This window comes from Pseudoclavibacter sp. 8L (assembly GCF_902506465.1).
Taxonomy (GTDB): domain Bacteria; phylum Actinomycetota; class Actinomycetes; order Actinomycetales; family Microbacteriaceae; genus Pseudoclavibacter.
The window spans coordinates 977,235-997,008 of the sequence record NZ_LR733186.1; the positions used below are offsets into that span (position 1 = coordinate 977,235).

A 19,774-nucleotide genomic window follows, 5' to 3' on the forward strand; every position below is an offset into this window, starting at 1 on the left:
GGCTACGCACCCGCCTTCGCGCTGAGCTCCGCGTAGTAGGCGCGGGCCTCTTCCCAGCTGGGGAGGAGACCGGACGCGGCCGCCTCGGCGAGCGAGGGGGCATCCGTGTCCTTCGGGGAGAGCAGCAGCTCGCCGGCCTCCTCAGGGAAGCGCAGGTCGACATCCTTGTCGAGCGGGTTGATGCCGTGCTCGCGCTCCGCGTGGTAGGTGTCGGTGACGAGGTAGCTGACCGTCGCGTCATCCGTCAGTGCCACGAACGCGTGGCCGAGCCCCTCGGACAGGTAGATGGCCTTGCGGTCGACGTCGTCGAGACGGACCGAGTCCCACTCCCCGAACTTCGGCGAACCCGTGCGGATGTCGATGACGAAGTCGAGCACAGCTCCACGCGTGCACGTCACGTACTTGGACTGGCTCGGCGGAATGTCCGCGAAGTGGATGCCACGGACCACACCACGCGTCGACACCGAGGTGTTCGCCTGCTTGAGGTCGATCGAGTGCCCGACAGCTTCTGCGAGCTTGTCGAAGCGGTACCACTCCAGGAACACGCCGCGGTCGTCGCCGAACTGCTTCGGCGTGATCTCGTAGCTGTCTGGGATGCTGAGTTCGCGAATCTCCATGCCGAGGAGTCTAGTGCGGCACGGATTGCGAATGCTCGCCGACCCACTCGGCCATACTTGAACGCTGGCGAACCGCCGAACAAGAACGCGTATAGAGAAGAGGAATACGGGATGCACACCAACGCCGAGCCGCGCACTCCACCGCGCGTCGCCGTCCTCCTCGCGACGCACATGGGGAAGCCCTACCTCGACGAACAGCTCGACTCGATCCTCGCCCAGGCAGGCGCCGACCTCCACGTGTACGTGTCCGACGACGGATCGACCGACGGCACCCTCGAGATCCTCGCCGAGCGAGCAGCCGCCGATGCCCGCATCACGATCCTCTCCCCCGAGACCTTCGGCGCTCCCGCACCCAACTTCTTCCGCCTGCTCACCACGATCCCCATCGAGGATCACGACTACGTCGGCTTCGCGGACCAGGACGACGTGTGGATGCCCGCCAAGCTCGAACGTCACATCCGACTCCTCAGCGAGGGCCACGCCGACGGCATCTCCTCCAACGTCACCGCGTTCACCGAAGACGGCTCGCGCCTGCTCATCAAGAAGGACTACCCGCAGCGCCTCGCAGACCATCTCTTCGAGACGCCGGGCCCCGGATCGACGTTCCTCCTCACCCAGCGATTCGCGCGGCTCGTCGCAGACCAGCTCGACAACGCGGACTCCCCGGCGCGCACGGCCTTCGCCCACGACTGGCTCATCTACGCGCTCGCCCGGTCGGCAGGGCTCCGCTGGATCATCGACGGCGAGTCGACCGTCGACTACCGCCAGCACGTCGCCAACGCGGTCGGCGCCAACACCGGCCTCTCGCAGGCGTGGAAGCGTCTCAGGCTCACCTCGAACCGCTGGCATCGTGGGCAGGTGCAGCTGACCGTCGAGGCGTGCATCCACGTCGCCTCCCCGGACGAGCTGCCGAGACTGCAGTGGCTGCACGAGATCCTCGCCGAGTTCACCTACCGAGACGCGCTCCGGCTCGTGCGACGCTGGCGGCAGCTGCGACGCCGGCCACGGGACCGTGCGGCCCTCGCCACCCTCATCACGACGGGACTGTGGTAGCTCGACGAAGGGCCGCGCTAGAGTAGCTCCGACTGCGCGCGGGTCACACCGCAGCACTCGAACCGCACAACCATCGGCAACTTTCCATCGGCACAGCCCGGCCGACGATTGAACAGGACAGGTATGAAACTTCTCGTGACCGGCGGAGCCGGCTTCATCGGCTCGAACTTCGTGCGCCGCGCGCTCCAGGACCAGTACGAGGGTCTGGAGGGTGTCGAGGTCGTCGTGCTGGACAAGCTGACCTACTCCGGCAACCTCGAGAATCTCGCACCCGTCTCCGACTCCGAGCGGTTCACGTTCGTCGAGGGCGACATCACCGACGACGTCGTGCTCGATGAGTGGATCCCGAAGGTGGATGCGGTTGTGCACTTCGCCGCCGAATCGCACGTCGACCGTTCCGTGCGCGACGCCTCCGTGTTCATCGAGACCAACGTCGTTGGCACGCAGAAGCTGCTCGACGCGGCACTGCGCCACGAGCTGCCCCGCTTCGTGCACGTCTCCACCGACGAGGTCTACGGCTCGATCGAAGAAGGAAGCTGGAGCGAGACGTTCCCGCTCGAGCCCAACTCGCCCTACTCGGCGTCCAAGGCGTCCTCCGACCTCATCGCGCGCTCGTACCACCGCACGCACGGTCTGAACGTGTCGATCACGCGCTGCTCGAACAACTACGGCCCGTACCACTTCCCCGAGAAGGTCATCCCGCTCTTCGTCACGAACCTCATCGACGACAAGCACGTTCCCCTCTACGGCGAGGGCAACAACATCCGCGACTGGCTGCACGTGGACGACCACTGCCGCGGCATCGCCATGGTGCTCGTCGGCGGAAAGGCCGGCGAAATCTACAACATCGGCGGCGGCACCGAGCTCACCAACAAGGAGCTCACGCAGCTCCTCCTCGACGCGACCGGCAAGGACTGGTCCTACGTGGACCGCGTGCAGGACCGCCTCGGCCACGACCTGCGCTACTCGGTCGACATCTCCAAGATCCAGCGAGAGCTGGGATACGAGCCCAAGGTTCCGTTCGAGCAGGGTCTGGCTGACGTGGTGCAGTGGTACCGCGACAACCGCACCTGGTGGGAGCCGCTGAAGGAGCGCGCTGCCCTGTGACCGATTCGACGTCTGTCCCCGCCACGGCGGCCGCACCTGCGGTTGCTGCACGGTTCCTGATCACGGGTGCATCCGGGATGCTCGGCCGTGACCTCCAGCGCGCCCTCGCGGGCCGCGAGGTCACGGCTCTGGATCGCGCCGCGCTCGATATCACCGACCCTGCAGCGGTCGAGGCCGCTGTGGCGGGGCATGACGTCGTCATCAACGCCGCCGCCTACACGAACGTGGACGGCGCGGAGACCGACGAGGCGACCGCCTTCGCGGTCAACGCGACAGGCCCCGGCGTGCTCGCGACCGCCGCTGCGAAGCACGGCGCGCGGCTCGTGCACGTCTCCACCGACTACGTCTTCCGCGGCGACGCCGCGTCCCCGTATGCGGAAGGCGCCGACCACGACCCGATCTCCGCCTACGGTCGCACCAAGGCCGCTGGCGAGAAGGCCGTCCGCGACGCACTGCCGGACGCCTCCTACATCGTGCGCACGGCCTGGCTCTACGGGGCAGACGGCCCGAACTTCGCGAAGACGATGGCCCGCCTCGCGGCGTCCAAGCCCGAGGTCTCCGTCGTGTCCGACCAGCTCGGACAGCCCACGTACTCTGCAGACCTCGCGGCGCAGATCGTCGCGCTCGTCGATTCGGGCGCTCCTGCCGGCACCTACCACGGGACAAACGCCGGTATCGCGTCCTGGTACGACTTCGCCAAGGAGATCTTCCGCCTCGCGGGCTTCGACCCCGAGAACGTCAAGGAGACGGACAGCAGTTCGTTCGTCCGTCCCGCCCCTCGCCCCGCCTACTCCGTCCTCGGCCATGACGCCTGGGCGAACGCGGGAGTTCCACCCATGCGGCCCTGGCTCGACGCGCTCGAGGACGCCGCCGCGCAAGGAGTCCTCAGAGCCTGATGGTTACCCTTCGTGTTCTCCTCGACCGTGCCGCCGATGAGCGTCCAGGCGGCACCCGCCGCTACAGCGAAGAGCTCGGACGCCAGCTCATCACGCGCGCGCCCCGCGGCTGCGACATCGAGGCGATCATCCCCCGGCGCACTCGCGACGAGGTCGCGCTCCTCGAGGAGCGAGTCCCCGGCCTGACGAGCGTCGTTCAGGCCCCTCTGCGGCCGGATCGCCTCGAGTCCTCCTGGTCACGCGGGCTCCTGACGAACGCCGTCGGCGGCGGCTTCATCCACAGTTTCACCCCCCTGGCGCCCATGCGCGACATCTCGCTCAGCCAGGGCATCGACCAGACGGTCGTCACCTGGCACGACATGACCGCCTTCACGCATCCTGAGCTCATCAGCTCGCACACCGTGAAGCACCACAAGGCCCTCCTCCGTCGTGCATTCCGCTACGCCAGCGGCATCGTCGTGCCGACGAACGCCGTCGCCGACCAGGTCATCGAGCACTTCGACTTCGGTGACCGAGTTCGCGTCATGAGCCCGGCCGCAGCTGCGAGCATCCGTCTCCCCGAGTCCGAGGGAGCTGGGGATGCGATCGCCGACACGCTCGGATTGCCGGACGAGTACGTGCTGACGCTCGCATCACTGCACAAGCGCCACGGCCTCGCCCAGCTCATCAAGGCCCTCGACGACAAGGACCTCGCTGGCGTCACACTCGTCGTCGTCGGTCCGACAGAGCGCGGAGAGACCACGCTCGACGGCCTCGTGAGCGACTCCGGCGTCGCCCGCGAACGCGTCGTGTCCGTCGGCGTCATCAGCGACGAGCAACTGGCCGTCGCCCTCCAGCGCGCCAGCGCCCTGGTCGTGCCTAGCCTCAGCGCAGGTTTCGGCCTGCCTATCATCGAGGCCTTCAAGTTCGGCACCCCCGTCATCACCTCCGACGACCCAGCGCTCGTCGAAGTCGGCCTCGACGCCACCCTCGTCGTCGAGCGCGGCGACGGACTCGCCGACAGCGGCTACCCCGGGCGCCTCGCCGGCGCCATCGCCGGAGTGCTCGGCGACAGCGACCTCGAACGGCGACTCCGCCTCGCCGGCAAGGACCGCGGCGGGATGTTCTCGTGGGAGATCGCCGCCGACCAGGTCTGGAACTTCCACGCCGACCTCTAGGCACAGCGGCACGACGCGTTCGGCGCGTTCGGCGCGGGACATGGATTGACGTTGGACGTGGTTCTGCAGTGGGGCGCCTCGCTCCTCACACTGTGCGGGTTCGGCCTCGCCATGGGCCTCAACCCCGCGCTGTACGCAGCGACCGGAGACCTGCTCGCCCGCAACATCGACGTCGGCAAGCGGCTGGGGTGGATGCTCCTGGGACTAGCACTCGGTGCCACGGTCCTGCTACTCGTCTTCCGCAGCTTCGACCCGACCACGCTCGTCACGACCCTCCGCGGCAGCATCGACACGGCGCTCCTGAACAGGACGCTCGACCTCATCGTCGGCACCATCTTCCTGGTCTCCGCGTCCGCAGTGCTCATCTGGAGAGCGCGCGTCCACGACTTCCCGCAGAAACCGGCGACAGTGTCGAAGCCACGCGCATCCGCCGCCGGCTACTTCATGCTCGGCCTGGGCGCCTGCGTGGGTTTCACGACCCTCCCGATCATGTACCTCACGGGGCGCCTCCTCCACGGACTCACCGCAGATGATCCTCTGCGCGTTGTCGCCTATGCAGTGTTCCTGCTCGCCCTGGCAGCGCCCTTCCTCACCCTTGCCTGGGTGTGGACGAAGATCCCCTCGCTGGCCGCCCGCGTCGTCGGGTTCTATTCAAGGGCAGCCGACTGGGACTACCGGCGAACGCTCGCGATCCTCCTCGTCCTCGCCGGCTTCCTCTTCCTCTGGCTGGGGATCTTCGCGCCTCGCGGCCTCTGATCCACCGCGCCCGAGCATCCGCGTCGCCGCATCCGCCCCGGGCCTCCGCCTCCCGCCGCCTCACCCCCTTTAGCCGGCCCATCCTCTGCCTCGACGTCTCGGGATGGAAACATCACTTCGTTGCGAGAACATTCCCCGAAGCAAGTGATCTTGCCAGCCCGAGTATTCGGAAATCGAGCCAGCCATCAGCTGGTGAGGGAAGCGTCGCCCGCCTGGGCTGTGCATAACTTCCAGTCCGGCAGCGCGGAATCTCTACCGTGGGCGGCATGACAGCAGCATCAGCGCCTCTTCCGCCCGAGCAAGGGCATGCCTTCACCACCGGCGCGGGGCTCCGTTCTGGGCTCAGCCGCCGAGAGGTCTTCGGATCGAGCCTCGCGCGACCGCACCACGGAATCCGAGCGACCGCGGAACCAGCCACGCCCGAGGAACTCGCCAGGGCCTACCTGCCGCGGATGCGCGAATGGCAGGCATTCGGAGACGTCACAGCAGGACTGTTCTGGGGTTTCCCGCTCCCGAGTCGTCTCCGGAACGCGATGACCGTGCACGTCGTGGTGCCGACAGGACGAAATGCACCCAAGGGCAGCCGGCTCGCCTCGAGACGCATCTCCCCGGAGAAGTGGGAGCGAGTAGTCCACCTGGGCACACCCCTGTCGGCTCCCGCGCTGACTTGGGCGCTTCTGTCGCGCGTCCTCTCAGCGCAGGAGCTGGTCGTCGTCGGCGATGCCGCCATCTCTACTTCACGGAACTACCCCTCTCTGCGGCGACCGTCCGAGCCGAGCATCCCTGGCGACGACTCCAGCGGCGTACCCGCGCACGCCGCGCTGGACCAGCTGGTCGACATCAGCAAGGCCTGGGGCCGGACAGTCGGAGCATCGCGACTTCGCCTGGCTCTTGAGCAGATCCGCGCGGGAGTGGAGTCGCCGATGGAGACCTTGACGCGGTTGGCTCTCGTTGACGCCGGGCTTCCCGAGCCTCAAGTTGCCTACGAAGTGTTCCAGAGGAAACGCTTCCTCGGACGCGTGGACCTCGCTTATCCGGAATTCAAGGTCGCTATCGAGTACGACGGCGAGCATCACTGGACGAAGGAGCAGGCCATGAAGGATCTCGCGCGCATCAACCGCATCCAGCACGCCGGTTGGCTCGTGATCCGCGTGACGCGGAGGCAGCTGACCCCGAACCCGGCGGAGTTCTTCGCGCAGGTGCGTGCAGCGATGCGGCGTGCGCGCTGAACCGCGCTCCTCTCGGGCTGGGAAAATCACTTCGTGCTGGAGAACTTCCCACAAAACAGGGACCTTTCCATCCCGAGGGCCCTGGAAGGGGCGGGGCAGGCGGTTGTGTCCGACAGGCGGATAGGCAGGTCGGGCGGACAGGCAGGCAGGTCGGGCGGCCAGATAGACAGGACCAGACCCGGCCAGCAAACTCGGGCTGGGGAAGTCACTTCGTGCTGGAGAACTTCCCACAAAACAGGGACCTTTCCATCCCGAGAGCCCGGGAAGGGGCGAGGCAGGCGGTTGGGTCCGACAGGCGGACAGGCAGGTCGGGCGGACAGGCAGGCAGGTCGGGCGGTCAGATAGACAGGACCAGACCCGGCCAGCAGACTCGGGCTGGCGAAGTCACTTCGTGCTGGAGAACTTCCCACAAAAGAGGGACGTTTCCATCCCGAGAGCCCGGGACGGGGCGGGGCACGCGGGTAGGTCAGACAGGACGGCCAGGTGGTCGGGCTGGACAGGACGGCCAGTTGGTCAGTCAGACAGGGCCAGACCCGGCCAACCGACTCGGGCTGGGAAAATCACTTCGTGCTGGAGAACTTCCCACAAAACAGGGACCTTTCCATCCCGAGAGCCCTGGACGGGGCGGGGAGGCGGGAAGGGAGAAGGCGGGGAAGCTGGCGGATGGGGCCGCGGGCCGGGTCAGCGCTCGCCGGCGAGCCATGCGGTGGCACGATCGTGCGACCGGGGACGGAACGCCCAGACGCAGGCGATGCGATGCTCGGCCGTCGTGCGGTAGCACGCGAACCGCTCGGGGTCTCCGCCCACTGCCAGCTGGAGGCGCTCGATCATCGCGTGCGCTTGGTCGCGCATCGGGCGCGAGATGCTGCCGGTGAAGGCAGCGAAGTCGAGGTGGGCGAGCAGGTTCGCGAGGTCGAGTTCCGGTTCGGTGAGCGCGGCAGTGTCGAGGTCGAGGACCGCCAGCCGTCGGCTGTCCGGGTCGAAGAGCAGCTGGCCGTCGTGCAGGTCACGATGTGCGAGCGCCCCAGCCCGGCGCGCGTCTGCGGTCAGCTCCTGGCAGCTGCGTTCGACCCGTTCAACGAACAGTCTTGTGGTGGCGGCGGAGAGACGGAGCGGATCGAAGGCTCGCAGCTTATCGAGCCAGGCGGCGAGGATGCTGGCCTCGTCAGCAGCCGTGTGCGTGGCGAGTGGTGTCGTCGGGGAGCTCGCCCGTGGTACATGAACGGCTTTGGTCGCGAAGCTGCCCCAGGAGCGTTCGAAGGCCGCGAGCGCGAGGCCCCAGGCGTCGGGGTCCAGGTGCGCGATGAGGCTTCCCGCCACCGCGCGGGCGTGGATGAGGTCGCCGCTTGCGTCCAGTGACTCGTCGGCGGTCTCGAACCCCGCGCTGCTGAGCGCGCCGGCGAGGGGCCTCGTTGCCTGGTGGATACGCGCTGCCTTGCCGGGCCGGGTCACCTTGACGTACCGTCCGGCCTCGTCATCGCGGAGCACGGCCCGCTTGCCGAGTCGGTGGACGAGCAGGGTTCCTCGAGTCGAGCTGAGGCCCGGCAGCCGCGTGTCGTGCCGGTGCGGGGTGACGGTCGCGATGCCCTCCGCATCGATGCTGCCGGCGCGGCATCGCCCGACCGGGTCTGTGCCTTCGACCACGAGGGCACCGTTCGGGGCGGGCCAGGCCCGCTCGATCGCCAGGGTGCAGCCTGCGTCTGGGATCGGGATCTCCAGTGGGACGCGATGCGTCGCGCTCGGTGTCACGATCGTTCCTCGGTTCCAGCGACGGTGAGGTCCGCGACCATCGTCAGTCGTTGCGCGATGTCGGCTCGCCAGTTCGGGGCGCAGGCGCGGAATGGCTCACTTGCCCGGGCGAGAAGGTGCAGCCCGGTCCACGCCTCGATCTCGTCGAGGGTCGGTTGTGGGTGCCTGGGGCTCGCCCCGCTGCCCCCTGCGAGGTAGCCGGACAGCAGTTCGTCGCGGATGGCGGGCAGGCGTCCGCTCGGTCTGTGCAGGCATCCCGGTTCGGCGTCGATTCGGGTGAGGAGTTCGACGGCGATGTAAGACCCCAGATCGGAGCCGGGTGCGCCCACCGAATGCCGGTCGAAGTCGACGACGACGCCCTGGCTGCCCTCCCCCAGCACCTGATCTCGTGAGAAGTCGCCGTGCAGGAAGACGGGGTACCGCGGGCTCTGCGCGAGCCGACCTTCGAGCGACCGCGAGAGGGCGCGGACAGCACTGCCATGTTCGGGAACGAGGCGTGAGAGCTGCTCCACGCTGGCGGAGAGGTGCGCCCGCCACGCGAGGAAAGGGCTCTCGGCGAGTGGGGCCTGCGTGTGGATGCGCGCGAGCAGCTTGCCTGCCGTCTGGGCGTCCACGGGTTGCGCCGAGTCCGGGGTCACGAGCGGGGTCAGGAGCAGCCGTCCGGATGCGCTGACCCGTGTTGGCAGGGCCGGCCCCCCGCTCTCGGCGATCGCGTTGGCGGCGGCGGCCGATGCTGTGAGCGGACTGCGAGCGAGCTTGACGACGGTAGCCGTGTCTTGGGACTCGTGGATCCTGACGGCTCGGCGCCAGGGGTTGTAGTTGAGCGTCGAGCTCGGGATCGGGGTGAGGTCCGGGGTCGCTGCGAGCTCGCGGTCGGCATCCGCGAGGCGTGGGTCGGTGGCGGCCGGTCCGACGAGCAGGATCGAGCCGTCGGCGAAGGCGTGCTCTGCGAGCTCGACGCCGAGCGCCGAGGCGCGCTTTCGCGCTTTGGCGCCTTTCACCCGTTGTGCTGCGCTGAGGCCCGCCGCCCACCAGAGTCCCTCACCGGAGCGCTCGGTGAGGCGCGCGATGACGGAGAGTGTCGGCTTCTCGCGGAGGTGCCCCGCCGTCACCTCGCGCCCGCCGGTCAGTGAGCGCAGAAGCGCTCGTGCATCCGGTTGCCCGCTTCCGGCTGCGAGGAGGAGGTCGAGTGGCTCGAGACCGAACATGGGGGTCCTAGGCTGCGTCATGGTCGCTCCGCTTCTCCTGCGCCTGAAGCCAGCGCCCGAAGCGGTTGCCGGTCGATGCGCCGAGTTCGATGGGTGAGCCGTCGAGCAGGATCTCCCCGTCCTCGATCCAGACGATGCGTGTGGCCCGGCGGGCGACGGCCGCGTCGTGCGTGATGGAGATGGTAGTCCGTCCCGTGGTGAGGCCGGTGAGGGCTGACAGCACCTCGTTGGCGGAGTGGGGGTCGAGGCCAGTGGTGACCTCGTCGAGCACGACGATCTCGCTGTCACGGAGGATGGCGCGCGCGATGGCGATGCGCTGCCGCTGTCCGCCGGAGAGCGTGCCGCCTCGCTCGCCGAGGACTGTCTCGTATCCCTCTGGGAGGTGGCGGATGAAGTCGTCGGCACTTGCCTGGCGGGCGGCCCATTCGATGTCGGCGTCGCTGGCTCCTGGTCTGCCGAAGCGGATGTTGTTCCTGACCGTCTCGGAGAACAGCACCGCCTCCTGCGGGACGAGCGCGATGTGGCTGCGCAGGGAGGCGAGGGTCATGTTCCGGATGTCGACCCCGTCGAGCTCGATGCGGCCGCTGCGTGGTTCGATGAGCCGGCACAGGGCGAGCGAGAGTGTCGACTTGCCGGACCCGGATGGGCCGACGATGGCGATGTGCTCGCCGGCGGCGATGCTGAGCGACAGGCCGCTGAGGATGTCCCGTTGGCCGTAGCCGAGGGCCACGTCGCGCAGGAGGAGGTCGCCGCGGACTCGTGCCACCGAGACGGCGTGCGGGGTGTCGGCGATCTCGGGGACGACGTCGAGGAGGTCGGCCACGCGTTCGCCGCTGGCGGCCGCGCTGGCGATGCGGCCGGTGTACTTCGCCATGTCTCTGAGGGGTTTCATCGCCGTCTTGAGGTAGGTCAGGTAGATGACGAGGTCGCCTGGGGTCATGACCTGGCTGGCTACTCGCCAGCCGCCTGCCACGAGGATCACTGCGGTGGCGAGGCCGACGATGACGTCGGTTTTTCGCTCGAGTCCGGCGGCGAGGCGCTTGGCCTGGACGCCGTCTTTGAGGGATCGCTCGTTGTTGCCGGAGAACGTTCGCGCCACGTGGGACTCGAGTCCGTACATCTGCACGATGCGGAGTGACGTGAGCGATTCCTGCGCGATGTTGGCGAGGTTGCCTTCGCCCTTTCGTGTTCTCCGGGCCGCGTTGGTGATCGCTCCCGTCGAGGTGCGGGAGAAGAGGAAGTAGAGGAACCCTGCGACGAAGACGACGAGGGAGAGGAGCGGGTCGAGCCAGAGCATCACTCCGCTCATGACCACGAGCGTGAGCACGTTGGCGAGCAGCGGGAGTCCGGCGGTGACGGCCACATCCTGCAGCTTGCCGACGTCGCCGACGAGGCGCTGCACGATGTCGCCGCTTCTCGCTTTGGAGTAGTAGACGTACGAGAGCGACTGGACGTGGTCGAACACGTGCGAGCGGAGTCGCGTCGCGACGCGGGAGCCGACGAGTGCGAAGGCGAGCGTCGCGAGGTAGTTGGTGAAGGCGCGGAGGGAGACGATGACGAGCAGCGCTGCGCCGCAGGCGAGGAGCAGGGGCACGCTGGCGCTCGGCCCTGCCCCGGCGAGGTCGGCGCCGAGGCTTCGGGTGACGGCGTCGATGACGAACTTCGTCGGCCAGGGTTCGAGGACGCGGAAGATGACTTCCGCGAGGAGCGCGGTCATGCCACCGGCGGCGAGCAGGCGGTTTCCCGGGATGAAGGGCCGGATGAGCCGCAGCGTTCGCTTCAGCGGGCCCGCTGGGGTGCCGGAGGCGCCGGAGGGCCCCATGGGGTCGCCCTGCTTGTCCGCGGGGTCGCGCCGCTTACGCAACGGTCCGCCAGATCTTCGAGACGACGTTGCGCCAGTCGTGGTGCTCTTCCGCTTGGGCGCGGGCGGCGCGGGAGAGGCTCGTGCGGCGCTCGGGGTCGGCGGCGAGGGCGTCGAGGGCCGACGCGAGGGCGCGCGGGTCGGATGGCGGGACGAGGACCCCGGTTCGTCCGTCATCGAGGATGCTCGGGATCTGTCCGGTTGCGCTCGCCACGATCGGCAGGCCTGAAGCGAGGTACTCGTAGATCTTGAGCGGTGAGAAGTAGCCTTCCTCTCCGTCGTGTGCCGGGTAGGGTGCGACGGCGATGGAGGCGGCCGCGAGGAAGCGGGGCACTTCGGACGGCGGCACGGCGCCCGCGAACTCGATGCGTCGGCGCGTGTCGGGCGGAAACGCGGAGGCCTGCTCGAGGAGCCGCTCGCGCTCGGGGCCGTCGCCGACGATCACGAGCCGCCATGACGGCGCCGCGAGGGAGACGGCGTCGAGCAGCGTCGAGACGCCGTGCCAGGGCTTGAGTGTCCCGACGAACACCACGGTGACGGGGGCTTCGCGCACGATCTCCGCATCCGTCGCCGTGATCCGGCGTGTGTTGACGCCGTTCGGGACGACGTGGATGCGCGCACTCGCTTCGGGTGCAGTCTGGCGGGCCCACTCGGCGACGGGTGGTGAGACGCAGACGGTCGAGGCGGCGGCCTCGAGCTGGGCGCGGAGGTTTGCCCGGGCTCCCGCCTCGTCGTGGAGCTGGCGGTGCTTGCGCTGCTCGTCGATGAGGGGGGAATTGACTTCGAGGATCCCGGGCACGCCGGTTGCTGTGGTCACCTCGCTGAGCGCGCACGACCAGAGGCTGTACCGCTCGTAGACGATGTCGGGGTGGCTCTCGGCGACGCGTTCGGCCAGTTCACGCGCGGCCGACCGGACTGCCTTCTCGCGGTTGCCGTCGTCTCGCCCTCGGACCGGAACCTCGGTGACGGCGAGGTCGGCGAGGTCGGCTGGGACGTGGTCGCCTCGTCGGAGGCAGTAGAGCTGCACGCTCGCGCCGAGGGCACGCAGCGCGCGAAGAACTTCCTGCACGTGCACGGAGCTCCCCTTCGTGCCGAAGACGGGCACGCCGGGGTCGGCGCAGACGTAGGCGACCCGTTGATCGACGAGGGAGGCGGGCAGTGGATGCTGAAGGCGGCGCAGTGAGTTCGCCTGCGCGGCGGAGTCGAAGCGCGCTTCGATGAGGCGCCGGGCGCGCCGTGTCAGCAGGCCGAGTTCGGGATGGGCGGCGAGAGCACGGATGGCGGCCACGAGCGCTGTACGGTCGCCGGCCGGGACAAGCAGCCCGGTCTCGCCGAAGCCGTCGATGCGCCCGATGACCTCGGGCATGCCGGTGACGTCGCTGGCGATGGATGGGGTGCCGGTCGCCATGGCTTCCAGCAGCACGGTCGGCAGGCCATCCGCGTTGCCGTCTTCACCCACGATGGAGGGGGCGACGAACACCTCTGCCCATCGGAGCAGCTCCCCCACCTCCCGCTGGGTTCGGCTGCCGAGGAGGTGCACTCGGGCGCCCAGTCCATGCGCGGCGATTCGAGCCGCGAGCTCTGCTTCGAGCTCCCCGTCGCCAGCGATGCGCACCTCGCTGTCCACCCCCTCGTCGCGGAGCTGCGCTATGGCGTCGACGAGCAGGCCGAAGCCCTTCTTCTCCACGAGACGCCCGACGGCCGCGATTCGCAGCGGCGCTCCCGGCGCACGCGTTGTCTCCGGCGCACGGTAGGGGAAGCGCTCCAGCTCGAGCCCGTTGTACTGCAGGACGATCTTCGCCGCGTGCTCCGGGTAGCGGTCGCGGAGCGACTCGAGGTTGAACCTGCTGATGGTGACGACGTGGTGGGCGCGCTCGATGAGCATCCCGAGCCGCTGCTCGTCGACGCTCTCGTGGAAGATGTCCTTCGCGTGGAGCGTGACTGAGTAGGGAATCCCGCTGAGCCGCGAGGCGACCTCCGCAACGCGGCCGGCGAGGGAGCCGAAGTGCGCGTGCAGATGGGTGAGGTTTGCGCGGATGCTCTCCACGGCGAGGCGGACGCCCTGGGCGACCTCGGATGCCTCGAAGGCGGCGAGCTCTGGGAGGCTCTCGGCGAAGCGCTGCGCAAAGCCGGGGACGGTGCGCTCTGCTTCGGCGACGTTGGCCCACACCTCGCCGAGCTTGTGCTCCTTCGCGATGAAGGTCACGGGAGCCTGTACACGAGCCAGCTCCGGGTGGAAGCGGGGATCGCTCGTGGGGCGCAGAGCGTAGATCGCGATCTGCTCGCCTCGCGCCTCTCTCGCCAGGATCTCGGTGACGACGAAAGTCTCCGAGAATCGCGGATACACCTTGACGACGTAGCCCGTCTTGGATTGCTGTCTCATTCTCGTCTCGCTCCTCGCCGTCATGGCTGTCCGGTTTCCCTCGCTCCCTGCGCTGCTAGCTCGCATCGGCCACCGCTGCCGTCAGGCTCATGCGCAGCGAGACGCTGGGGGCGTCGTGCGGCGACAGCAGCGCTGCCGTGAGCCGGACGACCGCGTCGAGTCCGCGCCCGTCGATCGCGGATCGGCCGCCGCTCTGAGCGATCTGCCCGGTCGTGGCCGCGGTGAACCAGCGGGCCAGCGCGTCCGGGCTGACGGCCTCGGGTTCGAGGACGCTCACGGCGCCGTGCCGCTCCAGGGCCGTCGCGCGGATCAGCTGCTCGGTGCGCGGCGACGTGCGTGGGACGACGAGGGCCGGGACGTGGCTGGAGAGCAGCTCGCACATGGTGTTGTAACCGCCCATCAGCACGGCAGCGGATGCCTCGCGCAGGCAGGCGAGGCCGTCTGGTACGGATTTGTGCAGCTGGACGTGGGGGCCAGCCGCGGCCTGCACGCGCCGGAAGTCGGCGCTCGGCATCTGCGGGCCCGTGACGACGAGGTGCTCGAACCCTTCTGGCACCGGGGTGCGCGCCGCGAGCTCGGCGAGCTCGAAGGCGTCCGAGCCGCCGCCGAACATCGACACGACGTAGGGCTGCTCGACCATGCGCGGTGACCGCCCGACTGCCCGCCCCGCCGACAGGTAGCCCGTGTGTCGGACGAGGTGGCTGACGGCCGCTGGGATCTCGCCGCTCTCGACGGGGTCGTGGACGCGCGGGTCTCCGTACACCCAGATCTGGTCGAAGTCTCGGCAGAACTGGTCGAGGTCGAGCTTCGCCCACTCCTTCGCCGCGCGGTCGGGCTCGTCGAGCACCTCGCGCATGCCGAGGACGATCCGGGTCTCGGGCCGTTCCCTCTTCAGATCTCGCAGTGCGGGAGCAAGCTCCTGTCGGACGCCGTAGGGGTGACGGTCGACGACCACCAGGTCTGGGCCGAAGCTCAGCACAGCGCCGCGCACGATGCGGCCTCGCAGCTGCGTCAGGTCGCCGAAGGGCACGTCGAGGCGACGCGCGCCGTAGGAGGAGCCGGATTTGGTGATGCCTGGGATGACGAGCCACTCCCAACCGCGCGGCAGGGGGAACTTCAGTGCGACGGGCTCACCCGTGATGAGGAGGCCTGTGACGGGGCCGGTACCGTCGCGGTCGGCGGCTTCGGTGAACGCTCGGGCGAGAGCGAGATTGCGCCGCACGTGGCCGAGGCCGACGGAGTCGTGGGAGAAGAGCACGATCTTCTTGGGTGCGTGGATCTTCATGGCTGTTCATCCCTAGGTCGCCGAGCGTGGAGACGTTCAGCGTCAAGTGAAGGCTGAACGTTCCTCGAACCTAGGGAGCGGCGGCGACCGGGGTCGCCAAAATGAGAGGACTCTCCTGGAGTCTGGACGAGCAGGGTTCACGGCGACTGTCGGCCGTGATCAGCTCGACACCCGGGTATTTCCGCCGATCGAGCGACGCGGGCGCGGTTGGGTGACCGGCCGGCCAGAGGCTTCGCTGACCCGCAGCATGAGAACTCCCTCATGCGCGGTCAGAGGCCGGCGCTACTCGGCGGGAGCGGTCTCCTCGGGAGCGGGCGTCGCCTCGGGCGGGTCCGAGGCGATCGCATCCTGGACGGCAGCGTGGATAGCGGGGATGTCGGGATTGCCCTGGTCGAAGTTGGGCGGCACGATGTCGAGCCGCACGCTGTTGCCGCTGCGCGACTTCAGGAGGAGATCGCCCACGTAGCCGATCATGCCCTCCGGGATGTCGGTCTGCACGACCTTCTCGAGCGCGTCCGTCACCGGCCCGATCTTGCCGAGCAGATTGGTGGGCGTCATCGTCGCCACCATGGCCTCCTGGAGCTGCCGCTGGCGCTCCATCCGGGCGAAGTCGGTCGTCTCGTAGCGGGAGCGCGCGTACCAGAGGGCCGTCGAGCCGTCCATGTGCTGCTGTCCGACCTCGATGAACTCGGTGGCGGGTGCCCAGCCGGGTGACCCGTCGTCGTTGATGCCGATGCCCACGCGCTCGGTGACGTTGATGTCGACGCCGCCGAGGGCGTCGATGAGCTCCGTGAACCCAGCCATGTCGACGAGCACGTAGTACTGGATGCTCAGCCCCGTGATGCCCTCGACCGCGTCCCGCATCGCCTCGATGCCGGGCTCCGAGCCATGCTCGGCGGCGTCGGCGTAGCCACCGTCCTCGGCGATCGTCGCCTCGGTGTAGACGGAGTTGAGGTAGCAGACGTCGACCGCGCAGCCCTCGTAGAGGTCCGGGTAGAGGTCGCGCATGTGGCCCTCGGAGAACGGGAAGCTCTCCATCGCTCGCGGGAGGCCGATCGTGGTGAGCTTACCCGTGAACGCGTTGAAGCTCATGACGCTGATCGAGTCGGGGCGGAGGCCTTCGCGGTCGGCGCCGCGGTCGCCGCCGAGCATCATGATGTTGATCTGGCCATCGGATGGGAGCTGCAGGCCGTTCGAGGCGCCGCCGAAGAGCCCCTCGATGGCGGACTTCCCCTGGTTCGCGACCTGCGACGTGACGGCGGCGAACACGAGCGGCACGGTGACGAGGACGACGCCGACGATGGCGATGAGCGGCCGAGCGACCTGCTCAAGCTTGATGATGCGCACGAGGCGGAGCGCGTCCAGCCCGCTCACGACCCACATGGCCACGTAGAGCATGAGCACGAGGTGCACCGCGGTGATGCCGAGCGTGGTGGAGAAGACGAACAGCAGTGGCCCGCGCAGCACGAGCGCCATGAGCAGGACCACGAGAACTGCCGCGATGCCGCCGAGCCAGATCGAGAGCATGAAGCGCCCGAACTTCCGATTCCCGGCGAGGATCTGCGCGGTTCCCGGAAGGAAGAAGTTCGCGAGGAGCAGCCACCAGGCGCGCCTGGTCATGAGCTGCGGCGAGCTGGCGTCCGGGTACCGGAGCGGGAGGGTGAGTGTCATGTGGTCCTGCGGTCGAGGAGCAAGGGGTGGCGACGGCGGCCGAGGGGGTGGGCTAGAGCGACTGCTTGAGGGCGTCGTTCTTGGCTTCTACGGCGTCGCGCAGTCCGTCACTGTAGTCGGCGAGCCTGGCCGCGAGCGCTTCGTCAGCTGTGCCGAGGATGCGGGCGGCGAGGATTCCGGCGTTCTTGGCGCCGCCGATGGAGACCGTCGCGACGGGGATGCCCGCGGGCATCTGCACGATCGAGAGCAGGGAGTCCATGCCGTCGAGGTACTTGAGCGGGACCGGCACGCCGACGACGGGGAGCGTTGTGAGCGAGGCGACCATGCCGGGGAGGTGGGCCGCGCCTCCGGCTCCGGCGATGATGACGCGGATGCCGCGTCCGCTCGCTTCGCGGCTGTAGCTGACGAGCTTCTCGGGGGTGCGGTGGGCGGAGACGACCTCGACCTCCGTGGGGATGCCGAACTCCGCGAGCACGTCGCGAGCTTCGTGCATGACACGCCAGTCGCTGTCGCTTCCCATGATGATGCCGACGAGGGGAGCCTGCTGTGGGGTGCCGTCTGCGGGCGCCGGCGATGCGGTGGGGTGGTCGCTCATGCGTGCAAGCGTAGACGCGGGTGCGCGCGGCCCCGCTGAGGCTGGCCGGTGACGGCTCGCCTCAGGTCGCGCGCCGCTTCACGGCCTCGCGTCAGGAAACGCGGTCGTCGTCGAACGCGGCCGCCGCAGCCCGGGCCCGGTAGGCGACGTCGTCGAGCTCGGGGCCCGCGACGGTCACGTGCCCTACCTTGCGCCCGGGGCGCGCGGACTTGCCGTAGCTGTGGATCTTCGCGTCGGGATGCGCGTGCATGGCCTTCTCGTACCGGTCGCCGTAGCTGCCCTCCTGCGGCCCGCCGAGCACGTTGACCATGACGGCGTGGGGTGCCGTCATGCCGGTGTCGCCGAGGGGAAGGTCGAGGACGGCGCGGAGGTGCTGCTCAAACTGGCTCGTGGTGGACCCGTCGATGGTCCAGTGCCCCGAGTTGTGGGGGCGCATCGCGAGCTCGTTGACGAGGATGCGCTGGTCGGTGGTCTCGAAGAGCTCGACGGCCAGCACGCCGGTGACGTCGAGCCCGAGGGCGACCGACTGGGCGATGGTGGCGGCGACGTAGCCGAGGCGGTCGTCCGCTCCTTCGGCACCGGGGGCGGGGGCGAGCACCTCGGCGCAGACGCCGTCGCGCTGCACGGTCTCGACGATCGGCCAGAGCGCGATCTCGCCAGAGGGACGACGGGCGACGAGCTGCGCGAGCTCGCGGCGGAAGTCGACGCGTTCCTCGACGAGCAGGGACTCGCCCGCGGCGAACCAGTCGGCGCCATCGGCGCCGGATCGGACGATGCGGACGCCCTTGCCGTCGTAGCCGCCTCGCGGCGTCTTGAGCACGGCGACGCCGCCATTGGCGTCGATGAACGCCTGCAGCTCCGCTTCGTCACGCACTTCGGCCCAGTTGGGGATCGGGATGCCGAGCTCGGCGAGACGGCGGCGCATGAGGAGCTTGTCCTGCGCGTACTGCAGCGCGTGCGGACCTGGGCGCACGGCGACTCCCGCATCGACGAGGCCCCTGAGCACGTCCTGCGGAACGTGCTCGTGGTCGAAGGTGACCACATCCACTCCGCGCGCGAAGTCGAGCACCTCAGCGAGGACATGCATGTCGCCGACGGCGGTGACGGCGCGGTCTGCGCTCTCGCCACGGCCTGCCGCGAAGACCCGCAGGTCGACGTCGAGCTCGATGGCGGGTGGGAGCATCATTCGCGCGAGCTGCCCTGCTCCGATGACGCCGACGACCTGACCCATGGTTCGCTCCGTTCGAGAGTGCTGCTGGCAGTCTTGCCGTGAGGGAGTCTGTGCGCTCGCATCGAATTCGACGGCCGGGGAGTTCTCCCCGCCTGCGTTGCAGTGGCAGTGACGTGCCTTTTGCTCTGACGTGTCTATACTCCGACGAGGGTCACAACTCCCCAACAGTTTATCCTGCTTGCGGCGGCATCATCCACGCAAGTGCCCCACGATGGAGGTCGAGCGCTTGACCAATCGCTCCCACAAGCACGCAGAGCCGCATCACTCTGAGCCTGAAGATTTCGTCGGCTTCGTAGCCGCGGAGACCGCCGAGTTCGATCTGCCTGCGCAGCGGACGTCGCGGAGCCTCTGGGGCCGCATCGTCAACGTGTTCCGACGCATCGCGGCGTCGAAGGGCATGATGGCGCAGCTCATCAACTTCGGCCTGGTCGGCGGGGTCGGCTTCGTCGTCGACACTGGCCTGTTCAACATCCTCATGCTGACGGTGCTCAACCCCACCGAGGTCGCGCATGGCGCGCTGTGGGCGAAGGTCATCTCGACGTGCGCGGCGATCGTGACGAACTGGATCGGCAACCGCATCTGGACGTTCCGCCAGCACAAGCGGCAGGACAACTTCCGGGAGGCGATCGAGTTCTTCGGCGTGAGCCTCGTGGGGCTCGGCATCGGCCTGCTCCCGATCTGGTTCACGAATGCCGTGCTCGACAACCACTCGTGGATCGCCTACAACATCGCGAACCTCATCGGGATCGGCCTCGGCGCCATCTTCCGCTTCATCCTGTACCGCTTCTGGGTGTTCTCCCCCAAGCGCGTCGCGGAGATGCAGGAGAAGGACGGCACCGCCATGGAGGCGAGCTGACCTCGTCGGCCGAGCGATCGGCGGGCACAGAAGAGCCGCGGGCACTGATGCCCGCGGCTCTTCGCGTCCGTGGCCCTCGGCGAGCCCGCAGGAGGGAACAGCGGGTTGCGGTGCTCGGGG

General features: G+C 68.7%; 15 protein-coding genes and 1 pseudogene. 7 read left to right on the plus strand and 9 right to left on the minus strand.

Annotation, left to right across the window (positions count from 1 at the left end; genetic code table 11):
* Positions 1-2: 2 nt before the first annotated feature.
* Entirely contained in the window at positions 3-617 is a 615-nt protein-coding gene (locus GV007_RS11315) for a dTDP-4-dehydrorhamnose 3,5-epimerase family protein (protein WP_068479667.1), read from the minus strand.
* Positions 618-728: 111 nt separating this feature from the next.
* Between GV007_RS11315 and GV007_RS11320 the strand changes: the two genes are divergently transcribed.
* The 6 genes from GV007_RS11320 to GV007_RS11345 all read left to right on the plus strand — a co-directional run bounded on the left by GV007_RS11320 (position 729) and on the right by GV007_RS11345 (position 6,815).
* Positions 729-1,670 (plus strand): glycosyltransferase, encoded by a 942-nt coding sequence (locus tag GV007_RS11320; protein WP_160072643.1) that lies wholly within the window; start codon positions 729-731, stop codon positions 1,668-1,670.
* A gap of 123 nt (positions 1,671-1,793) precedes the next feature.
* The gene (gene rfbB / locus GV007_RS11325; RefSeq protein ID WP_068484209.1) at positions 1,794-2,777 is read left to right on the plus strand and encodes a dTDP-glucose 4,6-dehydratase; all 984 of its coding nucleotides are present in this window, start codon (positions 1,794-1,796) and stop codon (positions 2,775-2,777) included.
* On the plus strand, positions 2,774-3,673 hold the full coding sequence (rfbD, locus tag GV007_RS11330) for a dTDP-4-dehydrorhamnose reductase (protein WP_268893489.1): 900 nt from the start codon (positions 2,774-2,776) through the stop codon (positions 3,671-3,673). Before rfbB ends, rfbD begins: the two co-directional genes overlap by 4 nt.
* Positions 3,673-4,830 (plus strand): glycosyltransferase family 4 protein, encoded by a 1,158-nt coding sequence (locus tag GV007_RS11335; RefSeq protein WP_160072645.1) that lies wholly within the window; start codon positions 3,673-3,675, stop codon positions 4,828-4,830. The genes rfbD and GV007_RS11335 overlap by 1 nt, the downstream gene beginning before the upstream one ends.
* A gap of 57 nt (positions 4,831-4,887) precedes the next feature.
* A complete protein-coding gene (locus tag GV007_RS11340; RefSeq protein WP_160072647.1) occupies positions 4,888-5,586 on the plus strand; it encodes a hypothetical protein in 699 nt (232 codons plus the stop codon).
* A gap of 266 nt (positions 5,587-5,852) precedes the next feature.
* Positions 5,853-6,815 (plus strand): endonuclease domain-containing protein, encoded by a 963-nt coding sequence (locus GV007_RS11345; RefSeq protein ID WP_160072649.1) that lies wholly within the window; start codon positions 5,853-5,855, stop codon positions 6,813-6,815.
* A 681-nt stretch (positions 6,816-7,496) separates the two neighbouring features.
* Here the strand turns inward: GV007_RS11345 and GV007_RS11350 are convergent.
* The 8 genes and pseudogenes from GV007_RS11350 to GV007_RS11385 all read right to left on the minus strand — a co-directional run.
* Positions 7,497-8,564 carry a phosphotransferase gene (locus GV007_RS11350; protein ID WP_160072651.1) on the minus strand — a complete coding sequence of 356 codons (1,068 nt, stop codon included), beginning with the start codon at positions 8,562-8,564 and terminating at the stop codon, positions 7,497-7,499.
* Positions 8,561-9,793 (minus strand): phosphotransferase, encoded by a 1,233-nt coding sequence (locus GV007_RS11355; protein WP_160072653.1) that lies wholly within the window; start codon positions 9,791-9,793, stop codon positions 8,561-8,563. Before GV007_RS11355 ends, GV007_RS11350 begins: the two co-directional genes overlap by 4 nt.
* Complete coding sequence (locus GV007_RS11360) at positions 9,780-11,594, minus strand: ABC transporter ATP-binding protein (RefSeq protein ID WP_160072655.1); 1,815 nt, start codon at positions 11,592-11,594, stop codon at positions 9,780-9,782. The genes GV007_RS11355 and GV007_RS11360 overlap by 14 nt, the downstream gene beginning before the upstream one ends.
* 34 nt (positions 11,595-11,628) lie before the next feature.
* Positions 11,629-14,016: a glycosyltransferase family 4 protein gene (locus GV007_RS19225; protein WP_236558477.1), complete on the minus strand. Its 2,388-nt coding sequence runs from the start codon at positions 14,014-14,016 to the stop codon at positions 11,629-11,631.
* 55 nt (positions 14,017-14,071) lie between these two features.
* Positions 14,072-15,301, minus strand: coding sequence for a glycosyltransferase family protein (locus tag GV007_RS11370; RefSeq protein ID WP_160072657.1), 1,230 nt, complete (start codon positions 15,299-15,301; stop codon positions 14,072-14,074).
* Between the two features lie 282 nt (positions 15,302-15,583).
* On the minus strand, positions 15,584-16,972 hold the full coding sequence (locus GV007_RS11375; RefSeq protein ID WP_160072659.1) for an LCP family protein: 1,389 nt from the start codon (positions 16,970-16,972) through the stop codon (positions 15,584-15,586).
* A gap of 52 nt (positions 16,973-17,024) precedes the next feature.
* The gene (purE, locus tag GV007_RS11380) at positions 17,025-17,567 is read right to left on the minus strand and encodes a 5-(carboxyamino)imidazole ribonucleotide mutase (protein WP_160072661.1); all 543 of its coding nucleotides are present in this window, start codon (positions 17,565-17,567) and stop codon (positions 17,025-17,027) included.
* 91 nt (positions 17,568-17,658) lie between these two features.
* Positions 17,659-18,852 (minus strand): annotated as a pseudogene (locus tag GV007_RS11385) (5-(carboxyamino)imidazole ribonucleotide synthase); the annotation flags it as partial.
* A gap of 172 nt (positions 18,853-19,024) precedes the next feature.
* On the opposite strand from GV007_RS11385, the gene GV007_RS11390 reads away from it, so the two are divergent.
* Positions 19,025-19,654: a GtrA family protein gene (locus GV007_RS11390; RefSeq protein ID WP_160072665.1), complete on the plus strand. Its 630-nt coding sequence runs from the start codon at positions 19,025-19,027 to the stop codon at positions 19,652-19,654.
* Positions 19,655-19,774 lie beyond the last annotated feature (120 nt).